16 protein-coding genes are annotated in these 23245 nt (G+C 46.9%); 5 read left to right on the forward strand and 11 right to left on the reverse strand.

Annotated features, from left to right (window positions below; all coding sequences use genetic code 11):
• Positions 1–66: 66 nt before the first annotated feature.
• Positions 67–1056: an NAD(P)H-dependent glycerol-3-phosphate dehydrogenase gene (locus tag DCO56_RS09800; protein ID WP_181390508.1), complete on the forward strand. Its 990-nt coding sequence runs from the start codon at positions 67–69 to the stop codon at positions 1054–1056.
• 1 nt (position 1057) lies between these two features.
• Entirely contained in the window at positions 1058–3307 is a 2250-nt protein-coding gene (gene ggpS / locus DCO56_RS09805) for a glucosylglycerol-phosphate synthase (protein WP_108633552.1), read from the forward strand.
• A 47-nt stretch (positions 3308–3354) separates the two neighbouring features.
• On the opposite strand, the gene DCO56_RS09810 is transcribed toward ggpS, so the two are convergent.
• The 4 genes from DCO56_RS09810 to DCO56_RS09825 are packed head-to-tail and all read right to left on the reverse strand — an operon-like array spanning position 3355 to position 9562.
• Entirely contained in the window at positions 3355–4902 is a 1548-nt protein-coding gene (locus DCO56_RS09810) for a DUF6850 family outer membrane beta-barrel protein (protein WP_108633553.1), read from the reverse strand.
• A gap of 11 nt (positions 4903–4913) precedes the next feature.
• Positions 4914–6125, reverse strand: coding sequence for a DUF4876 domain-containing protein (locus DCO56_RS09815; RefSeq protein WP_108633554.1), 1212 nt, complete (start codon positions 6123–6125; stop codon positions 4914–4916).
• Positions 6126–6129: 4 nt separating this feature from the next.
• Positions 6130–8952, reverse strand: coding sequence for a TonB-dependent receptor (locus DCO56_RS09820; protein WP_245935810.1), 2823 nt, complete (start codon positions 8950–8952; stop codon positions 6130–6132).
• Positions 8942–9562, reverse strand: coding sequence for a hypothetical protein (locus DCO56_RS09825; protein WP_108633555.1), 621 nt, complete (start codon positions 9560–9562; stop codon positions 8942–8944). Before DCO56_RS09825 ends, DCO56_RS09820 begins: the two co-directional genes overlap by 11 nt.
• Positions 9563–9799: 237 nt before the next feature.
• Here DCO56_RS09825 and DCO56_RS09830 point away from each other — a divergent pair, with 237 nt between their 5' ends.
• Positions 9800–12028 (forward strand): HEAT repeat domain-containing protein, encoded by a 2229-nt coding sequence (locus DCO56_RS09830; protein WP_108633556.1) that lies wholly within the window; start codon positions 9800–9802, stop codon positions 12026–12028.
• A gap of 141 nt (positions 12029–12169) precedes the next feature.
• Here DCO56_RS09830 and DCO56_RS09835 read toward each other — a convergent pair whose 3' ends face one another.
• The 7 genes from DCO56_RS09835 to DCO56_RS09865 form a co-directional block, all read right to left on the reverse strand.
• Positions 12170–13501, reverse strand: a complete 1332-nt coding sequence (locus DCO56_RS09835) for a serine hydrolase domain-containing protein (protein ID WP_219929353.1) — start codon at positions 13499–13501, stop codon at positions 12170–12172.
• Positions 13502–13574: 73 nt separating this feature from the next.
• Positions 13575–14399 carry a helix-turn-helix domain-containing protein gene (locus tag DCO56_RS09840; RefSeq protein WP_108633558.1) on the reverse strand — a complete coding sequence of 275 codons (825 nt, stop codon included), beginning with the start codon at positions 14397–14399 and terminating at the stop codon, positions 13575–13577.
• Between the two features lie 488 nt (positions 14400–14887).
• Complete coding sequence (locus DCO56_RS09845; protein ID WP_108633559.1) at positions 14888–15679, reverse strand: hypothetical protein; 792 nt, start codon at positions 15677–15679, stop codon at positions 14888–14890.
• Positions 15680–15682: 3 nt separating this feature from the next.
• Entirely contained in the window at positions 15683–16486 is an 804-nt protein-coding gene (locus DCO56_RS09850; RefSeq protein WP_146191013.1) for a hypothetical protein, read from the reverse strand.
• A 10-nt stretch (positions 16487–16496) separates the two neighbouring features.
• Positions 16497–19919 carry a TonB-dependent receptor gene (locus DCO56_RS09855; protein ID WP_108633739.1) on the reverse strand — a complete coding sequence of 1141 codons (3423 nt, stop codon included), beginning with the start codon at positions 19917–19919 and terminating at the stop codon, positions 16497–16499.
• 153 nt (positions 19920–20072) lie between these two features.
• Positions 20073–21239 carry a FecR family protein gene (locus DCO56_RS09860; RefSeq protein ID WP_108633561.1) on the reverse strand — a complete coding sequence of 389 codons (1167 nt, stop codon included), beginning with the start codon at positions 21237–21239 and terminating at the stop codon, positions 20073–20075.
• Positions 21240–21314: 75 nt separating this feature from the next.
• Positions 21315–21923 (reverse strand): RNA polymerase sigma factor, encoded by a 609-nt coding sequence (locus DCO56_RS09865; RefSeq protein ID WP_108633562.1) that lies wholly within the window; start codon positions 21921–21923, stop codon positions 21315–21317.
• Between the two features lie 355 nt (positions 21924–22278).
• Between DCO56_RS09865 and DCO56_RS09870 the strand changes: the two genes are divergently transcribed.
• Both DCO56_RS09870 and DCO56_RS09875 read left to right on the forward strand, forming a co-directional pair.
• On the forward strand, positions 22279–22515 hold the full coding sequence (locus DCO56_RS09870) for a hypothetical protein (RefSeq protein WP_108633563.1): 237 nt from the start codon (positions 22279–22281) through the stop codon (positions 22513–22515).
• A 363-nt stretch (positions 22516–22878) separates the two neighbouring features.
• Positions 22879–23190, forward strand: a complete 312-nt coding sequence (locus DCO56_RS09875; RefSeq protein ID WP_146191014.1) for a hypothetical protein — start codon at positions 22879–22881, stop codon at positions 23188–23190.
• The last annotated feature ends 55 nt before the right edge of the window (positions 23191–23245 follow it).

Genomic DNA, 23245 nt, shown 5'->3' on the forward strand with positions numbered 1-23245 from the left:
TCGTAAATTAATAGATAACCAGATGGCGAAAACTTTCTATTTTTGCGTCTTAAAACCCCCGACAATTTGAATGAGATTAGTGTGATAGGTGGTGGGAGTTGGGCCACGGCCCTGGTTAAAATTTTAACAGAAAATAGCATCCATGTCAACTGGTATATGCGGCGTTCTGAGCAGGTGCGCTCGATAAACCGGGATGCTGTTAACCCTGACTACCTATCGTTTTTAAAACTTGACAATAAAAAAATTTATGCCTCCGATCAACTGGACGAGATCGTGGGCCGGTCGAAAGTAGTTCTTTTCGCCGTGCCCAGTGCGCACCTGCACAATGTTTGCGCTGCAATTCCCAAAGAGGACCTCGCCGAAAAATTTGTGATCACCGCCATAAAAGGGACTGTCGGTCCCGACAATCTACTTCCTAGTTCTTATCTCGCCCGGTATTTTGAGCTGAAAGATTTTCAGCAGGCGATGATTGCAGGTCCTTGCCATGCCGAGGAAATCGCACGGAACAAGAAAACCTATATGACCCTATGCAGTTCTAATGAAACCTTTATCGGCAAGATCTCAAACTGGTTTGCTTCAAGTTATATGCAGGTAAAGTACAGTCCGGATATGGTGGGGGTGGAGTATGCCGCCATTTACAAAAATATTGTAGGCATTGTCTGTGGCATGGCCGAAGGACTGCATTACGGCGATAATTTTATGGCGGTGCTGGTGTCCAATGCCATCGACGAACTGGGGCTGCTGCTGCGTGCCGTTGGCACGCCCGATGCCCGGCTGGGGAGCTCTGCCTATTTGGGCGATTTATTGGTGACGGGCTACTCCGCACATAGCCGCAACCGCGCGTTCGGCAAATATCTTGGCCAGGGGTATTCGGTTTTCGAGGCGCGTCAGCTCATGGGCATGGTCGCCGAAGGATACTTTGCAACCAGGGGGCTGATGGCGACGGTAAAGCGCCTCGGGCTCAATTTACCCCTGTTACAGACAGCTTACCGGGTGCTATACAACCATATGGCTGCAGTGGATGAATTTAAACTTTTAGAAAGGAATATAAGATAATATGCTATTAGCAACAGATTTAGACGGAACTTTTTTAGGCGGTAAGATGGAAGACCGCCTCAGATTATATAGACTGATCAAGGCCAGCCCGAACGTGCAGCTGGTTTTTGTCACCGGAAGGGGACTGGAGTCGGTATTGCCGCTGCTGAGCGATCCGCTCATTCCAGTGCCGGACTTCATTATTGCGGATGTGGGGGCCACGGTCGTTAACGGCCATAGCCTGGAAGCGATTGAGCCGTTGCAGAGTGAGATTGAGGAAAAATGGCCGCAGACGTATGCAATCCGGGCAGCACTGGAAGAAATCCCGCAGCTGAATTACCAACATGTGCCACAGCAGCGCCGCAGCTCCTTTTATTATGAAGCTGGGGTAGACCATAGCCTGGTACAGCAGGTAGCCGACAGGTATGAATGTGACATTATAACATCGGCCGATAAATACCTGGATTTGCTCCCCAGAGGGGTCAATAAGGGGACTACATTAAAGAAGCTGGTTGAATTTCTGGCGGTCGATCCGGATGATGTGATGGTGGCCGGTGATACATTAAATGATCTGGCCTTATTTCAGATCGGCTTTAGGGGTGTCGCCGTCGGAAAATCCGAACCAAGTCTGCTGCAGGCGATTGCTGAGCTGGATACGGCTTACAACGCGGAAGCCGCCGGAGCGGGCGGTATACTGGAATATATGGGCAAGCACCGCCCGTTTCAGCAGTTGATCCGCGGGGAAAAAAAATTAATACCTCAAAAAAGAAAATCCAAAAAATCCGATCAGCTGGTGATGGTATACCATCGGCTGCCTTTTGAAAAGGAATCGGTCAATGGTAATACGGTACGGGTAGCACCCAAAAGTCCGAATGGTATCATTCCCTCGCTGCTGGGCCTATTCGAAAAGGGAAGGTCTGGCCTTTGGATCGGAGAGGAAGTGATCCAGCAGGACGGACAGCCTGTTCCAAATCAGCTGGTGGATGAAAGCCGGTACCCTAATCTGGTCGCCTCCACCATATCGTTGTCAAAAGAGGATATCGATAAGTTCTATCGTGTATTCTCCAAGGAGGCGTTCTGGCCGACGATCTTTTCCTTTGTGGACCGGGCAAAGTTCAACCACGAGGACTGGGCGCATTACCTGATGATCAACAAACGCTTTGCCGAACGGATCGCCCGCGAGGCCGACGAGGAGGCGCTGGTCTGGATCCATGAGTATAATCTGTGGATGGTGCCTTCTTTTTTAAAGACCATGCGCCCCGATCTGAAAATTGGTTTTTTTCACCATACGGCATTTCCGGCAGCAGATATTTTTAATATTATTCCCTGGCGCAAAGAGATCATCGGCAGCCTGTTGCTCTGTGATTTTATCAGTTTTCATATCCCGCGTTATGTGGAGAATTTTGTAGATGTGATCCGCAGCCATACGCCGTTTAAAGTAGTCAAAAAGGTAGATGTCGCCAATCAGTTCCTGACCTATAGCTGTGCCCTCGGGGTCGATCAGATGACCAAGATCATTGAGGTGGATGGCAGACAGATCAGGCTAGGGGCACAACCGGTCGGTGTCAACAGGGATCATATCGAGCATATTTTGGCTGATGATCACATTACGGAGGAGATCAATACACTCAAAAAAAGCAAAGCGGAATCGGAAATAACGCGTATTATATCCATTGAACGCCTGGACTATGTCAAAGGGCCGTTGGAAAAAATTCAGGCTTTTGGTGAATTTCTTGCCGAGTATCCCGAATTTCGGGGCAAAATCGAACTGGTCAATGTATGTACACCGCCATCACAAGGAATGACGATTTATGATGAGATCCGGGATCAGGTGAACCAGGCTGTGGGTGAGATCAATGGTAAATACGCTACAATGAACTGGACGCCTATCCAATATTTTTACAGGGCACTGCCCTTTGAGGAGGTCGTCAAGCATTATTCGCTGAGCGATATCGCCTGGATCACGCCTTTGCGTGACGGGCTGAACCTGGTCGCCAAGGAATACATTGCGACCCATGGGCTATTGGAGACCCCGGGGATTCTTGTGCTTTCGGAATTCGCGGGAGCTTCGGTCGAATTGCCTTATGCCATATTGACCAATCCCTATGACCGCAAGAGCATGAAAGATGCGCTATTAAAAGCGCTGGTCATGGAGCCTGGAGAGGCTCAGGTCAGGGCGCGTAGGCTATATGAGCATATTGAACACTACGATATCCATTATTGGGGTAAGGATTTTGTCAAGGAGCTTGAAAAATCCGGTAAGCGGCTTTGAATAACAATTGCGGGGGCTCATATTTAGCCCCGCAATTGTCCAATGGTCTAAAATGTCAATAAGCCAACAGTTAAACTGGCCATATAGCGCGACTGTCCTTTTTCAAAGGGGCCAGTTGCGCCAGATAGGGCTGTTTCCAAACTGCCAGATCCCTTGACATAGAGCTGATTATTATTCCTCCCGAAACTGGCAAGCCGGTATTGTATACTTAACGCATTGATCACTCTGTCTTGCGATAAGTACTGGTAAATGGGCAGCGCAACGTTGTTGGCGACAAAATTGCTCGAATAGTCTTTGTCGGTATAATTCCACTCATTTTTTACAGCAAAACTGTAATTGGAGGCCAGGTCAAAGACCCAGCGTGACAGTGCCTTGTTGAATCGGAGGCCGATATCAACCCGGTCAATGATCTCCATGCTTTGGGGCAGGGCATAGCGGTTGTCCCAGCCTGAATAGCTTACAGAAGCTTTGGCAAACCAGTCCGAACGGTATGCGCTTGTCTCTTTGGCGAGCATATAGCCCAATGAAGCCTGGCTGCGGACTGCCGTGTGCAATGTGCCTTCGAAAATGGTCTCGTAGCTGCGGTCATCCGCCCGCTGCAGTTGCTGATATTCGGTATCGGAAATATCAGTATACGACAGGTTGAGGTCGAAGTGGTGGTTGTAGGTGCCGCGTTTTAGATCAAGGGCCGACAATAGGGTATAGTGATCGGAAGTATGCTTGCCGGCTTTCATCGGATAGGTGACTCCGTCAGTTACCTTTTCATTATGATGCAGGTACCTGCCTGACAGCAACCAGCGCAGCTGATCGCCTTCATAACGGTAACTCACTTCGCTGCCGTACGCGTTTGTGATGTAGTTGCGGTAGATGTCTCCGGTCATGAGGAGCGGTGCGGCGCCCATATATTCTGCGAGACCCAAGAGCTTGTAGATATTATACTGTTGATTTTCATTGGCGCGGGTCAGCCTCAGATCATTTTTGTGGTAGTTGTACATTCCCGCCAGTCCGAGCTGATGCCGCTTGCTGATCCTGTAACTGATATTTGGTGCCAACTGGATTTTGTTCTCGGTATCAAGTGAACGTGGGTCCATCTGCCGTGCTCCGGTGGCAACCTGATAGGAGAGGTCAAGGCCGGCACGCATGCGGCCTCCGGCGAAGCGGGGACTCGCTACCTTCAGGGACATCGCGTAAAACTGTTTATTCCAGTCTCCCTTGAGCGAATCGACAATCTGGTAGGGATTATCCCTTATCGGATTGACAAGAGATGCATAGGGCAGCTGCTTCTCTTTCAATGTGGTGAAATTAAAATGTCCGTAGAGGGTCCAATCGCCGGTCCGCTGGAATTTTTCCGTCGAAAAATTGAGTCCCTGTTTAGATTTGCCGGTAAAGGGATGCCTAAAATCACCGCCTTCATAAAAGTAACCCAATTCCGTGTTGCCCACAGCCGGTAAATCAAGTTCTCCCAGGAAGGCACTGGTATGGAGTTTCAGCGCAGTTTCTTTTTCTTTAGAATAGCTGATATTGGGGTTTTCCTGTGCATGCAGATTCACGAAGGTGGCTGTACATGCCAGGGATAAAATATATTTTATGTTCATGATGCTCCTGCTTATTTGGAATAACTTTTGGGACTGGGGGTATCATTTATGGCAAAGTCACTGGATGAATTGTTGGTATCCATCAGCACTTTAATGCCATTGATCTCGTCCCTGACTTTACGGATCACCGATTTTGCGGTACCGGCTCCGCCGCCGACAAAGGCTACACCCGCGTCAATCTTGCTCGGCAGGCGTTTCTTGTCCAATGTAATGGTACTGTTGGCAACGCAGTCTATGCCGTCGATCACCTTGTCTGCCGGTACTTTCATGTAGCGCGTGGAGACTGTCGCCCCCGGTTCGGTAACGGTTTCGTAGCCGGTATAATCATCGGGAGACAACAATACCAGTCCGGATCCATTGACACCGGGCAGCCAGTCAAAAAGTGTCAGCGAGGAACTATGGATCAGTGTCACATTGGGCACATCGGGCGAGTCTGTATCGTTGCTGTTGCCCGGTGGATTGAAGTAGGTTTCGAAATCCGCTATGCCTGCGCCTAAATCCGCTGGTGCGCTGGAATTGCCATTGGGATCTGTCTTGTGGTTGATGCCGTCCACGGCAATGACAATGGATTTTCCCGGTGCTACGGGATGATCCTCTCCGGCAGTACCCGGAATGGTCCAGAGGGAGGCGAGGTAGACGTTGTCCTGGTCTTCGATAAATTTTGTTGCCGTCGGTGATGCTGATTTTGTGGCTCCAAAGGAGATTCCGCCTGCATATAGGGTGTCTGTGGAGTTGTTGTAGATTTCGACAAAACCGTCATACAGATAGGAAGCGTTATTTGGCGTCCGGCTGCCGGTATAGTAAAACTCTTTGATTACAAATCCACCGACAGCACCGCCACTCAGCTGAATTTCTGTTCTCCCGGAGGCCTGGATACGCAGCGAAGCAATGGCGGCATTCAAAAATGCCTTGCCCTCACGCCCGGTGATGGCCACGCTCTCTGCTTCGGTAATCTCGCGGCTTGCCGTGACCGTATAGATTCCCGGTAGGATATCATGCAGGTCTACCTCACCTTTGCCATTGCTGGTCAATTGGGTGATCTGGCCTGTAAAGGTATTTTTAAGGGTCACTGCCGCTCCCTGGGCAAAGCGCTCGTTATAGATGTCCGGATAACGGATGGCGATGGTATAGGATAGTGTATTTACCGGAGCGAAATCTTTACGACAGCCACAGAATAAAGCTAGTAATGCGATTAGGTAGATATAACAGCTGATTTTCTTCATTTTCTTAGAATTTAATAGACAGTTCGGTCCCAAAAAAGATATCGATATTACGTTTTGTGAACTGCTCGGGGTAACGTGTACTCCGTACCAATGGCCTATTGTTGATGAAATTATTGGCGTAGAACGAGAAGCCCATATTTTTGGCAAATTCCTTGGTGAGTTTCACATTGAACAGCCAAAGCGGTTTCCAGCTTTCGCTGCGGAAGGTTCCCTCATTCAGGCTCAGGTAGATATCCCGGTCGGCGGAAGTGATCTGCTGGCGTTCGGCTTCTGAAAAATAGGTAATGGCCATAGGCTGGCCCGGTCCTACAGGGATATAGCCTATGGGCAGACTGGAGAAGTCAACATTCCGTTCCTTGTCAAGCCAGATGGTCTGCGCCGTCAAAGTTAGGATAAACCGCAGTTCGGGAATATGGTGTATGGCCCGTAGTGAGGTCACGAATCGCTCGGCTTCCGTACCGCGTGGAGCGAATACGCCGACGCGTGTCATGGGCTTATTGGGTACTTCCTGTGCCAGGATGTAGGGCCTGGTGGTGGTCGATCTGGTGGATTGGTAGGCTCCCGTGAGCTGAAAGGAGGTACGGATGGCGTCAAAACGCCCCATGTCGAAGTCAAATTCAGCGCCCTTATTGATGATCTGCCTATCGTTGGTCGGCGTGGCATAGCTAAACACATAAGGCGTATTGGTTACCACATCGCTCAGGATCGGTTTTCCGCCCGGTACTTCCTGTTGCACGGTATAGGTCGGGATAAGCGCGTATTGTAAGCTGTTTAAGGTGGTCATATAATCGTAGGCATTGTCGATTTTATCGTGATAAGCTGTAATGCTGAGACGTCTGTCTTTCCCGATTTTCCAATCGATACCCACTTCTTTTTTATATGATTTAGCTAATTTGAGCTGATTATTCCCTGTATTATAGACGCGTGTGGTCATCAGCGCCAGAGCCTCGTTGGGATCCTGTTTGTAATAATTTAAACTGAAGACGTCGAAATAGGCATTTTCAGGATATAGGAGGTTCAGCGTCGGCGCCTTGGTCGCAATACCATATCCCGCACGTAGGCTGAACGAGGGCAGTAGGTCATAACTTACATTAATCCGTGGTGACAGCGCCGCTTTGTTGTCGCTGCGGAAGGGCTGCAGCTGATCCATGCGTAGACCGGCCTGGATGGACAGTTCGCGCTTGCCAAACCGGGCTGTCATGCGGTCTTCGGCATAGGCGCCGAGCTGATGGAGTGCCGGAACATCTTTGTATGCCCTGGAGCGGTAACCGTTCATGCCATTGGTACGGTAGGGGAAATCTGGATCAAAAGTCTTTCCGCTCCCCGTATTGACATCCATCCGGTAGTCCGCACCGACCAGCAGACGGTGCGTAAACAGACCGGTCTTGGCATAAAACTCATCGGATAGTTTGGCAAACAGGTTGACCGGTTTTCCCTCCACCCATGCTTTATTGGTATAGTTTGCAGGTAAATACGGGACATCAAATGTACCATCGGTATAGGAACTGCCAACAGCGGAGATGCCCGGAGTTCCGGAATTCTCCAGGTAGGATTTTTGAAGTGCGTAGTTTAACGATAGGGTATAATTCAATTGACGCGCCAGTGCGCTGTTGAGTTTCCATTTTCCGTTGGTGGAGAAGCGATAGCTGTACTCCTGCGACCTATTGAGCTCCGGTACGGCATTGGCATCGGGGTCAATTTTGACCTTGTCCAGGTTGCTGCCAAAGGAAAAATAGGTATTGGTATAAAGCGGCCTGTCCTGGCCAAATGTTTTGGTATACTGCGCCGATCCGGTCACCCGGCTATACGTTGCATAAGCCGAAGTTTGTTTGTCGTTGGCTCGGGTATAGTCGAGGTCAACAAATAAGGTGCCACTGTTGCTTCCCAGATCGAAACCCTGTCCGGCCCAGAACTGGGTCAGTTTGGGATTTATCCGTCCTTTTACCTGCAAGTTTTCTTTGCCGGCCTTGGTCTGCACGAGGATGGCTCCGGAAGTCATATCGCCGTATTCAACGCCAGCGATACCGCGGATGACTTCGATGGATTCGATATTGTCGGCCGTATATTGGCGCATATCGGCGCCCAGTCCCTGAGCAGTGGAGAAGCTTCCGCTTGAGCCGCTGGATCCGGAGGTGCCCGTCACAATGGCCGCAGAGCCGAGGGACTGCAGGTTGGCATTGTTGGATGTCGGAGCGCCATTGATAATCAGTGATGTACCTAGAGAACTCATAAAATCCGACGAACGATTGGTCCCGTCGGTATTGCCCACATTTCGGATACCGGCTTTGTTCACATTGGTAAAATCCGGATTGATGGTAATCGCACCCGGTAGCAATTGCAGGACTTCGCCCAGGTTGGTGGCCTGCATATGTTCGATGGCCTTGCGGTTGATGACGGTGGAGGTGGCACCTTGCTTACGGTTTTCCCGGGCGACAACGACCACGTCTGCCAGGGCTATTGAATTTTCTTGCATTGCGATGGCAATCGGCTGATTTCCCGACGTGACGGATTGCTCAACCGTAAGCATGCCCAGGTAGCTTACTACCAGTGTATACTGACCTGCCGGCATGCGGCTGAAGGTAAAGAATCCCTTTTCGTCGGTCTTGGTGTACAGGCCGAGTTCGCTGATCTGCACGGTAGCGCCTTTTAATGCTTTGCCGCTTGCTTTCTCAGTAATCACGCCACGGATGCCACCTTCTTGAAAAGTGCTTTCGACCGATAGCGTTGTGCCTGCCGCCGGAAGGGCAAACGTAGCAGTTGATAAAGTCAGCAGGGCAAAAAATAGGAGTGACCGTTGCATCAGCAATGGCGTATCTTTATTTTCCATGGCTATGTCCCATATTTTCGGGGTTAATCATGATGTGTGCTTTGTATGACCCTTCGTCCATTAACCATGGGATGCCCGGTAAGCCCGGTTTGGTCGACAAACCGATATCAGCTGCTTTCGCATAAGGCACATAGATCACATAACGACGCTGTGCGCCTTCAATTTCACCTGTGGTTTGATTTAATTTGGCCAATGGTCCCCAATAGCCGTACAGGATCGTAGGAGTTTGTGGAATGCTTAATTTACCTGCTTTATGTTCTGCCTCACGGATTTCATCGCGTTGTTTGCGTTTGCCTTCGGCGATCAATTCACGACCTCTGGCCATAAAGGGATCCAGACTCTTAGGGTAGGCATAGGCGTACAGTACCGATGATTTGTAGTCCGGTGCAAGGCAGATCAGGTTGTTGGCGGTTGTGCCTTCCTGCAAGGTGACAAATTCACCCTTTTCATTATAACCGAGTACCTTGGCTCCCTCACGTTGGTCGGCAGGTGCTGCCTGTAAGGCGATTTTTATCTGTAGATCCTTCGCCAGCGGACTGCGGGCCTGTTGTTGTGCAAATACGGTCAATGTTCCCCAGGAGAGTGCCAGGGCAATGATAACATGTTTCATAGGTATTCCTTTAGCTGTTAATGATTAATTGTTTTTGCCTGTTAGCAAAATCATGTTGCAAATATATGTATTTAGATTTATTATAAATAAGTGAATTTTAAAATATTGTTTCAATTAAATTAGCTTAATCGTATGTTCAGTAACAATATTCGACATAAAATAATTTATTTTTAATCGTTTTAAATAAAGATCATGTACATTTGTATGCATTTTTATGCGTATTTTATTCATCATACTATGAAGCATTTTACATATACAACATTGACCCTTGCGCTGAGCTTATTAGCTGGTTCACAGCTCTATGCACAATCGATACAGGAGCCAGGGGTGAAGAGTCCGACCACCTTTGCGATCATTGTGGACCAGCATACTTATGATCAGGCAAAGGCGGAGATCGACGCCTATCGTGCAGCTGTGGAAAAAGACGGGCTGGGAACCTATATAATTTCACATCATTGGAATAAACCTGATGAAATCCGTACAGTACTGAAAAGTCTGTATCAAAAAAAGCAGCCCTTGGAGGGGACTGTCTTGATCGGTGACATCCCTGTTCCCATGCTCCGGGATGCACAGTTTCTGACTTCTGCATTCAAGATGTCTCAAAATATTCGTTGGGATAAGTCTTCGGTACCATCGGACCGTTTCTACGATGATTTTGACCTGCAGTTTGATTTTATCAGGCAGGATACAGCCAAGTCGCGCAGCAATTATTTTTACTATGGCCTGAATGCTAATTCGCCACAATATATCCAGATGGATATCTACTCGGCGCGTATTAAGCCACCTGTGGAAAAGGGCGAAGACCCGATTGTCAAAATCAAGGCCTATCTGAAAAAAGTCGTCCAGCAGAAAACGCAGGCCAGGCCGTTAAGGGATATGGTGGTCTCTACAGGTCATGGTTACAACTCCAATTCGGTCAATTCGACCATTGGTGACGCGCTGGCACTGCGCTCGCAGATGCCGGCCTTATTTCTCCCAGGAAATTCAGTTAAGTTTATCAATTTCCGTTCGGATACCTTTATTAAATTCAACCTACTGAATGAACTGAAGCGGGAGGGACTGGATTTTGCTTATATGACCGGCCATGGAACGGCGACACTGCAACTGCTCAACGGCTATCCTCTGGCATCCAATCCGCAGCCGTCGATGGAAAATGTGGCCCGGTATCTGCGTTCGAAGCTCCGCGCTGCGAAAGAGGATGGCCGGGATGTGGAAGCGGTAAAAAAATCCTTTATGGAATCACTCGGGGTAAATGATAAGTGGATGCTGGATGCTTTTGACCCTAAAAGCATTGCCGCAGACTCGCTCTATAACGAAGATATGGATATGCAGATCCATGATATCAAGGATGGGCATATCAAAGCACCGCTGGTGTATTTGAACTCCTGTCTGACAGGCTCTTTTCATCTGCCCAGTTATTTGGCAGGCTATTATCCTTTTTCAGATAACGACAATATTGCTGCTGTCGCAAATTCTGTCGGCGTACTGCAGGATCTGTGGCCCGGAGAGCTGATGGGCTTGCTGCAACACGGGGTGCGGGTAGGAAACTGGATGAAGCATATGGCGTATCTGGAGACACATATCCTGGGCGATCCGACGTATCATTTCGCGGGAGATGCCGGGGAAAGGCTGAAAATCAATACGGCTATAGGTACACATGACGGGCGTGTCAGCTACTGGAAGACGCTGCTGAAAGAAAATGATGCTGACCTGCAAGCGCTGGCTCTGGTTTACCTCTCACGGCTATTGCCCGAAAAGGAGCTGAGCCCTTTGTTAAAACAGTATTACTTTCAGTCGGCCTTTGAAACGGTACGTACTCAGGCGTTTATCCAGTTACGACAATTGGAAAATCCGGATTATTTTGAGGTATTGCATGCCGCGAAATCAGATTCGTATGAGTTTATCCGCCGTTCGGCAGTGTATGACCTGGCGGAGTTTGGCGGCAACGATTTTGTGAAGGACATGATCCAGCTGTATGTCAGTGATCCGCATTCGGAACGTGTGGGATACCGTCTGCGTACCTCGCTGAGTTTTGTGGATCCTACATTGGCCAGACAGGAAATAGATCGGCAGATCAGGCGTAACCCTAATTTGAGCAATGGCCAGCTTTTGGCCGAAAAGCTTGAGCAGATTGTCGCTTCCGGTGAGCGTGCTACACAGAAGCTGGAAAAAAGTATCTTAAACAAAGACGAAAAGGAAAAAGAGCGAATGAATGAAATCCGTACCATGCGACTGTACCGTTACCACCGGATGGTGCCGACATTGATCTCGACAGCTCTTGACAAGGGCAATTCGTCGGATATCCGGGTCACGGCGCTTGAGGCACTGAGCTGGTTCCCGCTGTCTTATCAGCGGACTGCGATCGGGGAGGCCTGCACGCAGCTGCTAAACTCGGATGCACCGGAAGCCGTGAAAATTCAGAGCTTAAAAACAAAGAATATCATGGCAGGCTTTTCGAAAAAATAGGTCTTTATGCCGCTTTTGGTCTTCGAAGCGGGTAGCTTACTGCCCACCACCACCGGAACCTGAAAAAGCAAAGGAGTTCTCCTGAAAATGTCCCGCTATGGACTGCCCCCCGGAAAGTGGCTAACTTTCTGGGGCTATGCATTATCTGGCGGGACGTTTTTTATTGTCCTGTGACCTGTTTCTTTTGAAAATTTCTTTCACGCCGCCTTTTGTTAAAATAATCGCATTGTAGACACCTGTTCTGTCCCGCACAAATTCAACTGTTCTGTCGTTATCGTCTGATCTGAAAAATTTTGTACCGGACTCGGGGATAAGTTCCCTTTCCAAATCATTATAATACAGTTTGCCATCCACCTCTAGGATCTGAATCGCATCGTATTGGCCCACATAGTTTTTGTATAACGCGGTATCTGACCGTACGCGATGATGCCGGTAGGGAAGTTCTACCTCTTTTCCAAATGCAATGGCCGAAAGCCCATAAGCGATGATATGAGACTGCGATTCATTATTGGAAAGGACGGTGATAAAAAGTTTGTCATCCGTAAAGCGATTAAAGGAACTCATGGTGCCGAAAAAGCCACCGTCGTGCGCAATCAATTGATGCCCATGGTTATAAAAGGGGTTGATGATAAATCCGTAGCCCCAGTTTTCGGCGTTATGGGGCGTAAACATTTTTTTCTTCATTTCAGCGGACAGGATCGTGGTGCCATAAAGCGCTTTGTCCCACAATGCCAGATCTTCGACAGTCGAATAAACGCCATCATGGCCCAGATTGATGTTCCAGTTGATATAGGGATTATGGATAAAGCTATCTGGGGCACGGCGATAGACCTTGGCCTTTTTGGACACGATCGCATCATTGCTGCTGACGCCCGTATGCTTCATCCCGACTTTTTCAAATATATTTTTCTTTAGAAAAGCAGCATAGCTGTCGCCTGAAACTTTTTCAATGATCCGGGCCAACAAATAATAACCGATGTTACTGTAGGCAGTATTTGTGCCGGGTGAAAATGCATAGGGAATCTGTTTGATGGCCGCATAGGCGGAATCACTGCTGATAGTGGACAAAACGATTTCTTTGAAACCCATGGCCATTCCCGAACTATGCGATAGGAGCATATGGATACTGACACTGTCGGATTTGGGATAATCAGGGAAAAATTTACTGAGTTTATCATCGAGGGATAATTGGCACCGATCGACCAGTTGTAGGATCGCTGTGGCGGTAAATTGTTTGGTCACTGAGGCCAGCTGAAATTTGCTGTCTACGGTATTGCTGATATTCCATTCGTAATCTGCCATTCCATAGGCTTTTTTGAGTAAAGGGATACCGTCTTTTGAGACAAAGACGGTTCCACTAAAGTGATTGATAGTGGACTGCGCCTGCATGTAATTGGCCAGTTTTGCCGCTGTGCTCTGCTGGCCGAAAACCAGAACCGGACACAGGAAGATCAATAGAATAAGCTTCATCATATTGTTGCATAAATGAATGATGCAGCAATGTTACCATAAAAAAAAATGCGGTCATTGTATTTTTGTAAACCCGTTAAATAAAAATCCACTTGATCTCCTTCCGCTCAAGGGCCGCTATTCTGGAAAAGAAAACTTTTGGTGTAAAGCCTGTTAATTTTTTGAAATCCCGGATCATGTGTGACTGGTCAAAATAGTCGACATGATAGGACTGGCCGATGTTGTTTTTATCGTCAAGATGGCTTTGGATGGCCGCCCGGAACCGGACTATTTTTTTGAATTGGGAAGGACTTTTACAGATATGCTGATCAAAATGCTTATTTATCGTTGTCCGTGACCGCCCGATTTGATGCGATAATTTGGTCATGGATTGATTGAGGTTGCCAGCATCGAGCATTTCGCGGAGCACATGATCCAGCAAAGGATCGGCAAAAGGGCGTAGTTTTGAGATCCAATAGGCTTCCAGGGCCTTGATACGCTCCTGATGATCCCTGATGGAAAGAATGGCCGCCATAGCCTCTTTATAATCGTCGTGGGGATTGAAATCGGGAAATGTTCCGCTGCTGTAATGTCGCAGGTCATGTGGTATAAAAGCATTTAAGCCGAGGGGCTTGAAGTATGTTGTGATTTCATTTATTTTCCCGTCGTAGCTAATCAGCACCGGCTCGTTAAAATCGCATACAAGGTTGGTTTCTATGGACGCCGTGGGACAATGTTTTGTGATTATTTTGTCTTGCGTGACAAAAGTGCTGGTCTGCGCACTGATGGTAACAATGCTATAAATACCGGGGAAGGTAAAATAAGTGACGGGCCTCTCGTTTGCGGATTTTTCCAGGATATAGAAACACTCAATATAACGCTTCAACAGGAGGCTCTGGGGCCGATAGATTTTTATGATCATTTTTTATACACCTATTTTTTTACCAATTAGTGAGCAGAGGTAGTCACATGACTTTTTTAAATTGGTATTCGAACAGGGCGTTAAGTTACGCTTTTAATCGGTGAGGACAAACAGGGTATCAACGGTATTTGTGAAAACTTAGACCTGTCGGAGGGCAAAAAATAGGGCGCATAATCAGTAAATAAATCAATTAGCTGCGTAAATTTAACAAAGCCCGATCACAGCGCTCTTCACCTGGATGAAGACTTCATTTAGGGCTCCTATCAGCCTGATCAAGGCCCACTGGTAAAGAGAGGCAGGCAAACTGCAGCCTGGAATATATCGTTTTTTAAGGTACTCCTCAAGGAAGTGATGCGGCTACCGTGCCATTGCTGTGCCCTGAGTTTCCAAAGAGTTGCCGTATTTTCGTTTTTAAGCTGAAAAAGTATTGGCAGGAATGCGCGCCCAGACAGGCGCGCATTCCTGCCAATAATTAATTGTGAATCCCGTTAATCCAAATAGAAGAAAAGCCGGCTGAAGGTTTGATTCGGTACTTTGGGTGCAATAAAATAAGGCTGAACCTTTCCCTTATCGTTCAATTTTGGGAAAAAGAATCCACCTGCAGGTAATTTACTTTTTGTCTCGTCGCCTTCAAAAGCCCATTCATCTGTATTGGCCTTTGTGAAATGGACTGTAGCACTCATTAGATCGACGTTTTTGTCAAAGTCCTTGGGCGGCAGATAATCGACATAGAACCATCTTCCGGGAAGCACATTTTTTGCGATGTACTCTTTACGTACATCGCCCGAAGTTGCATTGACTTTTTGTAAAGAAATATCAATCGGGAAATCTATGCTTTTATCATAAATGTAAAAGCCCAATTTATTGACATTGGGGTCAGCAGCGGGCGGGGTTAGCTCCTGTACCTTTCCGTCAAAATAGAGGTAGTTGAAATTTACTTTGATGGTGTTTTCAGGCAATTCAGCGCTATAAACTACTTTCTTGGTCACTGTATCGGTCAAAGTAACCAGCCGTTTTTTGGGTACCTTGTAGCTAAAGGCCGTTGTAAAATGGATGTTGCTCTGGGGCTTGATAATAAATGCTCCCTCTTTATGATCAAATACGGTGGTATCAATCGCCACGACCAAAGGATGATCACCGCCATTGTAGCCATTGATCAGAATATGCATCGCACGTTCGACCTCAGGGGTCTCTTTGTTGCAGGCGCTGAAAAATAAGGGGCTTCCAAGCAGCAGCAGCGCAATGGATAGGAAAAATGTCTTTGTCAATAGATTTTTCATAAATTATAATTCTAAAACCTTATTAAACTGTATGATATTATTCACCGGAGCTTCGTTGATGATAAACAACTTGGAAGCGGCCTTTGTGGGTGAGGGTACCGGAGCAACCGAGGTAAGCGGGTTGAATTCATAGGACGTTCCAGCTGTATAGGGAATGTCTGTACCGGCTTTATAAATATGGGCCCGAAACAGCACCGGTGTTTTCTGCCCATTATAATCCTGTACGCCCAAGGGAAAGGGGGTAAAAGATATGGGCTGTGAGAACTCATTGGGTTTTAAATTTTTGATGCGGATGACCTCTTCAAACACTTTGGGAAGAAAGTAGTATTTCTTGAATACAATATCCACCGGTTCACGGTAATTTAAAATATTGGACTGGAACATATAGATCAGTTGGACCTTGCCCTCCACGAGTTCAGGAATCGCGGGGAAATCGCCTACCTTTCCGTTCATATAGATTACATTGAGGTTTGTCTCGACTGTCGTTTCGTTGGCCCTGATTTCCCGTTCCAGCAGGATTTTATCGGTCGCTTTGGACTTCATGGTAAATTTTAAGTGCTGTTTGCCCGGGTCATTGAAATTGTAGGTGGCTCCAAAAGCAATTTTGCTGAACGCTGGCGTCACGGTGGGGGAAAAGGTGTCCAATTGGAGAATAAGTTCCTCATTGCTGTTATTATAACCGCTTAAATTGATCAGATGTATATTGGAATGATACAAAAGCTCGTCTCCGCCTTTATTGCACGACAGGAAGGTGAAGAGCAGAAAAAGGCTGATCGCTGTGGCTGATAGGATTATTTTCGTTTTCATATTGGCTGATTTAAAATGTATATCCAATGGATAGGCTAAAGGAACTGCCTACTTTGCGGTTAAAAGTTTCTTTGTCGCCTATGCGCATCTTTTTGGTTCCGTCTGCTGAGGTTTCGTAGTAACCTTCCTCATATTTTTGTGAAAACCCGAATTTCCACTCGTAGATCTCATCCCACTCCTGGGTCGGCCATTCGGAGTTTGACAGGCCTTTCCATCGGTCCTGTATCTTGTAGGTTTCAGGCCTGTTCACATAAAAACGGAAGGGGCTATTCAGCAGATTGCTCAGGTTCAGTTTGAGGTCCAGATTTTTATTTTTCAATAATTTGTAGCTCAGCTGTGCGTCCAGCTGATTCCGGGGACGCTCGTATTCGATAAGGTCTTCGCTCATGGCCGTCATAAAGGTTTTGTAGCCCATATGGTTGAAGGCTACGTTGGCACCTAAGCGGTCTCCGGCATACTGCAAGGCCGCATTGTATACGACGGGTATCTGTCCATAGAGCGGGCGCTTGCTTTTCAGAAACTGTTTTTCCCGATATTCAAAGGTATTTCCATACTTATCCGTGTCGATGCCCTTGGCCCTGAATTCGGCCGATTGTACTTCGGAGCTTTGAAGCGTGATGTTTCCGCTGAAATTGAAATCCTCCAGCAGGGAGCCCGGAAGTATAAATCCTAGGTTTTTACGGATATCAAACTCCAGTCCTTTTACTTTGGCCCATTCGGAGTTGTTCGTCGTGACATAGATACGGTGGGAGGAGTCCATCATCTGCCGGTACAATTCGATCGGGTTCTGAAAATATTTATAGAAAAATCCGATGGAGATGACTTCCGCGAGGGAAGGATACCATTCCAAACGCATGTCATAATGGTCTATGACGGTAGACAGTACACCTTCATTCCTGCGGTAAGCTCCGCCCAGTGCGGGATCCTGGCGTACCATCCTGGAGTTTTCGATCAATGCGGGGCGGACTACCGACTGCGAATAGGCCATGCGGATATTGAAATCCTGTACGGGTGTCAATGTCAGGCTCGCCGAGGGCAGGTAGCGCCAGGTTTTCTCTTCGGTCTCGGGATCTGCCGTCATACCCACCAGTTTGCCGGTTTTGGGATCGACAAAGCGCTGCTTGCGCATAGCAATGGTGCGTGCATCCATCTGTAGGTCGTTGTCGCCGTTTTGCAGGCTTTTATACTTGAAGTATTCGGCACGCAATCCCCAGACCAATCTGATCCAGGAGTTGAAGCGGTTGTCTAGCATGGTATAGACTGCCTGGTTGATATTTTTCCCTTCATAGGCACTGATGGAGAAGGCGGCAGGATAATAGAACATCCCATGTAAGGGATCTTTAAATTCAAGGTACTTCGACCAGGTATTGACGGGGGAAAAGGTATTTGCACCGACCGAAACGATGGGCAGGGAGACCCATTCGAACAATCCATGCCGATCCATAAACTGATAGCCGCCTTTCAGGGCCTGCTTTTGCCCCAGCCAGTTCGTCTGATAGCTCAATGCAGCCTCAGCAATGCTGTTGGTCTCCGTGTAATGGTATTCGGAGCGTGTAAATGTCCCGTCACCGGCATTGGCATAATGCGAAGGGACGACATTGTACAGGGTGTCATTCAGGGTGCCTCTGGGTTCGAGCCAGGCCTCGGTCGCATCTTTCTCCAGGTTGTTCAGCCGGTTGCGGGCAATATTCCATTCCACTTTAAAATGGCCGAAACGATGTTCCCCATCCAGCCTGTTCTGGAGCATATCGATAAATTTGGGGCGGTCGTACTCCCGGATAGCCGGTCTCGAGCCATACCCAATATCGTTTCCCCAACCTTCGATTACGGAAAACTGATTGTTGAACATGCGGGAATAAAAGTTGCGGGAGGTTATTTTATGATTTTTGCTGTTCCAGCCCAAATTGACCAATCCGCTTAAGCTCGAATTAAAATTATACTGTGTGGAGATGGTCGGGTTGATTTCTTTTCCAGTGCTGATGTCGTAGGTGGCCCCGTCTGTTTTTTGCCAGTTGCCCCGCTCAAAATTGGAGATGTGATCAATTGACTGTTCATTTCGATAACTGAGCGAGCCTACAAAACCAAAGATGCCTTTCATGGTATTGTAGCTCCGTCCCAGGCTGAACTGATAGTTTTGTCCGGGTAGTGCGGTATATTTTCGTGTACCAAGACGTTCCAACCCACCAATGCGTTTGTTCTGTGCCGCGATCATTTCGGGGGTAAAAGGCGTCACACCTTCGGGTACAGGTTTATAAGGGTTGGCAGGATCATAATTGATGCCGTTGAATACGGTCAGATCCCGCGGGAACTTGCCCCGTGTGCCATCGTCGAAGGCCAGGTAGTCCCAGCTGCCACGGCCATAGCCCAGGAAATCTTTTCCCGTTGATCCATTGATATACTTGCTGCCCACCGAAAAGGAAGTAAAGTTTTTCAATGGAATGGCCAGGGTGTTGATCTTGACCAGTCCACCGCCAAAGCCAAAGCTCAGGTCTGGCGATGCGGTCTTGTGGATAATGACATTGTCGATCAGGTTGCTCGGTACGATATCAAATTCGAAGTCCCGGACCTGCACGTCGGTACTGGGGAGGGTAGCACCATCCATCATGGCAAGGTTGTAGCGTTCGGCAATACCGCGGATCACGACCCGGCGGTTGTCATTGGTGCTGACACCCGCGATGCGCTTGAGGGTTTCGCCTACATTTTTGTCCGGTAGAACGGCGATTTGCTCGCGGCTGATGCCGTTGGAGATCGTCGCTTCATTCTTTTGTTTGGCATAGAGCGAAGCAATACTTTCCTGTTTATAACTTCCGGTGACGACCACCTGCTCCAGACTTTTTACGGCATCTTTTAAAACGATGCTGAGGCTGGTCTGCTTCCCGGCATGGACAACGATGTCAGTGATCCTTTTTGTCTGATGGGAAATGTAACTGACCTCAATGGTATAAGTTCCGGCGGGGATGTTCAACGTATAGCTTCCATCGGCTTTACTTTTTAAGGACTGGCCCGTCTGGAGCACGCTGATACTGGCATCTGCGAGCGCTTCACCATTTTCGTTTGTAATTCTTCCAGTGACCGTTCCCCGTTGTTGCGCCGCCATGTTCGTTGCGTCCCAGGATAGTGAAAGGGGGCTGGGGGCTGTCTTTTTTGCCGAAACAAGCACGGATTGGTCCCGTAGCACAAAGGTCAGGGGCTGGTTTTTGAAGATGGCCGCCAATACCGTATTGATATCGGTGTTTCTGGTTTCTATCGTGACCGGTCTGGACATTTTAAGCAGGCTGCCCTCGACTAAAAATCCATAGCCTGTCTGCGTACTTATTTTTTTGAATACTTTGGCCAGGGAGCTGTTCTTTTCGGAGAGACTGATGTTTTGTCCTACCGCCCCTAGGCTGATCTGTAGCATGCCAAAAGCTGTCATGAAGGTGGTGAGCTTCATTTTCAATACTATTTTTGTATTTTTTTTATACATTTGTTAAGCTGAAATATGTGTTAAATCGGATCGAGAAATTCATTTGCCTATTCCGGCTATCGGCCAGTAGTGTTACGACCACTATTGGCTTTTTTTTGGAATAGGGCATCAGGTTGTGTATTATTTTGTTTCTACAATAAGCCTCCTTCCTTGCATTTCTACCTGAATGCTTTTAAACGTTTTTAATAGATTCAATACTTTTTCAAAAGGCCAGGAGCGTGGTATTCTCCCTGTAAAGGTTTCTTGTGTTGCGGTGCCCTTATAGTGGATGTCAACATTATACCAACGGCCCAGTTCGTCGATAACGCTACCAATATCCGCATCCGTAAAATCAAAATACCCCTCTTTCCAAGCGATTACTTCAGCCGGATCCACATTTTTTACGGACATGGACCGGCCGGCTACAATACCCTGTTCACCGGGCTTGAGGATGATGCGTTGATGTATATTGGTCAGGGCGATAGAACCGCTTATAAGGGTTGTTTTGGCGATGGATTTAGCGTTGTAAGTATTGACATTAAAGTGTGTGCCCAACACTTCGATCCGTTGATTTTCGGACTTCACCCGGAAAGGCATGGCAGCGTTGTGTGCTACCTCAAAGTATACTTCGCCGGTGATGGTCACTTCCCGTGAAGAGCCACGGAAGGCTGAAGGGTAGGTGATCGAAGATTGGGCATTCAACCAGACCTGGGTGCCGTCAGCTAAGGTTAACTGGTACCTGCCGCCACGCGGGGTAGAAAGTGTATTGGAATATACCTTGCTGACCTTCTTACCCGCCGTATAAACCAGATTGCCCGGTTTTAGCTTGTTGATATGAATGTTTCCTTCGGCAGTGAGCTCTCCGTTTTTGGAGTTATCCAGTAGAATCTTTTCGCCATTGCCGAGCGTTAAGGTAGCTTGATCCGTTCCGGGGCTAATCGTATTGCTTTGCTCTTTTGCGCTGACGGGCAGCTTGTCGGACTGCTTCTTGAAGATGTATAATGAAACCGCACAAAGGAGAGCTAAGGAGGCAGCTGCTTGCCATAGCCTATTGCCCGGATTTAGAAAAAATCGCTTTTTGGGCATTTCTGCCGTTGAGGTTGTCTCCCGATCAATCTGATCGAAGATCTTCTCCTGCAGTTGTATTTTTCTGACCGCGCGTTCTTCGGAACTTAAATGTTCGATGAGATCCGGATTGGCTTCAAATGAAGCGTACCAATCTTCAAGCAGCTGAAGCTCATCTTCGGTTATTGTTCCTGCTTCGTATTTAGCGAGTATATCTAGTATCTGTTGATTTTGATCGTCCATTTCCTTTGCTTTATACTAACTAGTACCCTAAGTATTGGAAAGCGGGAACAGGAATTTCAAAAAAAATAATTTTGCTTAATTTTTATGCATATATAGCAGCAGCACCAGATAGAAAATATCCATTTGATGCTCTTTGATTTCCGAGCGCATGATATTCATGGATTTGGTAATGTGCTTGCGGACCATCGCTACAGAAATGTTCAATTGGTCGGCAATATCCTGATTGGAGCGTTTTTCGAAACGGCTCAATAGAAAGACCTCTTTGCAGGTGGCCGGCATTTTTTCGGTGATCTGAAAAATCTCTGCATGGATTTGCTTGGCCTCGAGTATATTATCGGGCTGAATAGGAGTGGTATACCCGCTGTAGGATACGGTTTCGATATATTTATCCTGGATTTTTTGCGCCCGATAGGTTTTAAATACCTGAAATTTTATGGCCGTTTTTAAATAGGCCGCAAGGGAATGTTTAACCTGAATTTCTTTTCTTCGCAAGTAAAAATCTACAAAGACGTCTTGAACGATTTCTTCGGCCATAGATAGTGAGCGTGTCCTCTTACCTGCAAGATTGATCAATGGCTCCCAATAGCGGTTATAGAGTTCGGAAAAGGCTGCTTTATTGTCCTCGAGTTGGACCAGGCCCACCAGTTCCTGATCTGTAAGTGTTATAAATTCACAATTAGCCATGGTAGTTATGCAAAAACCAAATGTAAGTAGGCAATTATACCTGAGCGTGTTACGAATATTAATAAATTATTAATATTTACTTTAGCCCTTTTTGCTGCGACATCCATGGATGTGGGGAAAGACTTTAAACCCTGTTAGGATTGGTCGGCGGAAATTGCATGCTATTTTTTAGAGCATGTTGCCTATCATTTACATCAGCGACGTAGAATTAATTTATCTTTTTACTCCTGACTATTTTTGTTTATTGGTCAAAAGTTTTTATATTTACTGCTGCAAATAAATAGTTCGGCTAGGGTGATCGGAAAAACCAGCGTGCAACTATGGATTTTGCAATGGATCAAAAATTCCGTGGAATATGAAATATTACCTACTTACCTTTTCTGTTTCGGCCCAGGTGCTGACCAAACGTACTGAGATCATAAACTATCTGAGTCGGCATATTGCTGATTTAAAATACATTTCAGCAGATTTGCAGGATAAACTATGTACGATCACGTTTAGATCCAAAAGACGCGATGAAGCCGCTATTCTTAATCTTATCGCGATCAGAGGGTTTAACGCATCGTTTTTATCAGCGACTGAAAGCGCTTAAGAAGTTGTTGTTTAAAATACATTTGCTATCACCGATGAAATAGAACTTTCGGTTATCCCTAGCCATACTGACCTCGTCGCATTGCGAGAAACAATGACGTTAGTGTGGGTAGGGCCTCCCAGGTATACGCGTAGTTTTTGTTAAAACCTAAAAGCTTTGATTGGATGATAATCGTTTAGTTTTAGTCGATTGACGATCATTATGCATTATTTTGCTATTGAAACGGTAATCCATAAAAAAATGTTTAAAAAACATTTATCTTAGCGGCAGTAAATCATGATCGCGCGCGTTTTTAAATTAGGCACCATAAGTTTGCTATTGCTTTGCATTCTTCTGCTAAGCTTTAGCAAAGTATTTATTGTGGTGAGTTTTTATGCAAACCAGACTGATATCGCCAATAGATATTGTATCAATAAAAATAACCAGTCGTTACACTGTGACGGGAAATGTTTTTTGATGCGTATGCTCAAAAAGGAAGCACAACGGGAAAAAGACTTTCATGAAAACTTTTCCAAGACGCCGATCATGTTCTGCCGACATTATTTTCCTTTGATCGTAAACAAAGCGTATGTCCCGGCACTCCGTAAAGATCATCATACGCTACGCAATGTCGCATTCCGCAAATTTGATGTCTTTAACAAACTGCTCAGGCCACCCAGCTCAGCAATAGCATAAATTCTTATACTTTAAGTATCGCTCCAGCGATTTATGGGTAAAACAAAATTGCATA

The sequence above is a fragment of the Sphingobacterium athyrii genome (assembly GCF_003071065.1).
Taxonomy (GTDB): domain Bacteria; phylum Bacteroidota; class Bacteroidia; order Sphingobacteriales; family Sphingobacteriaceae; genus Sphingobacterium; species Sphingobacterium athyrii.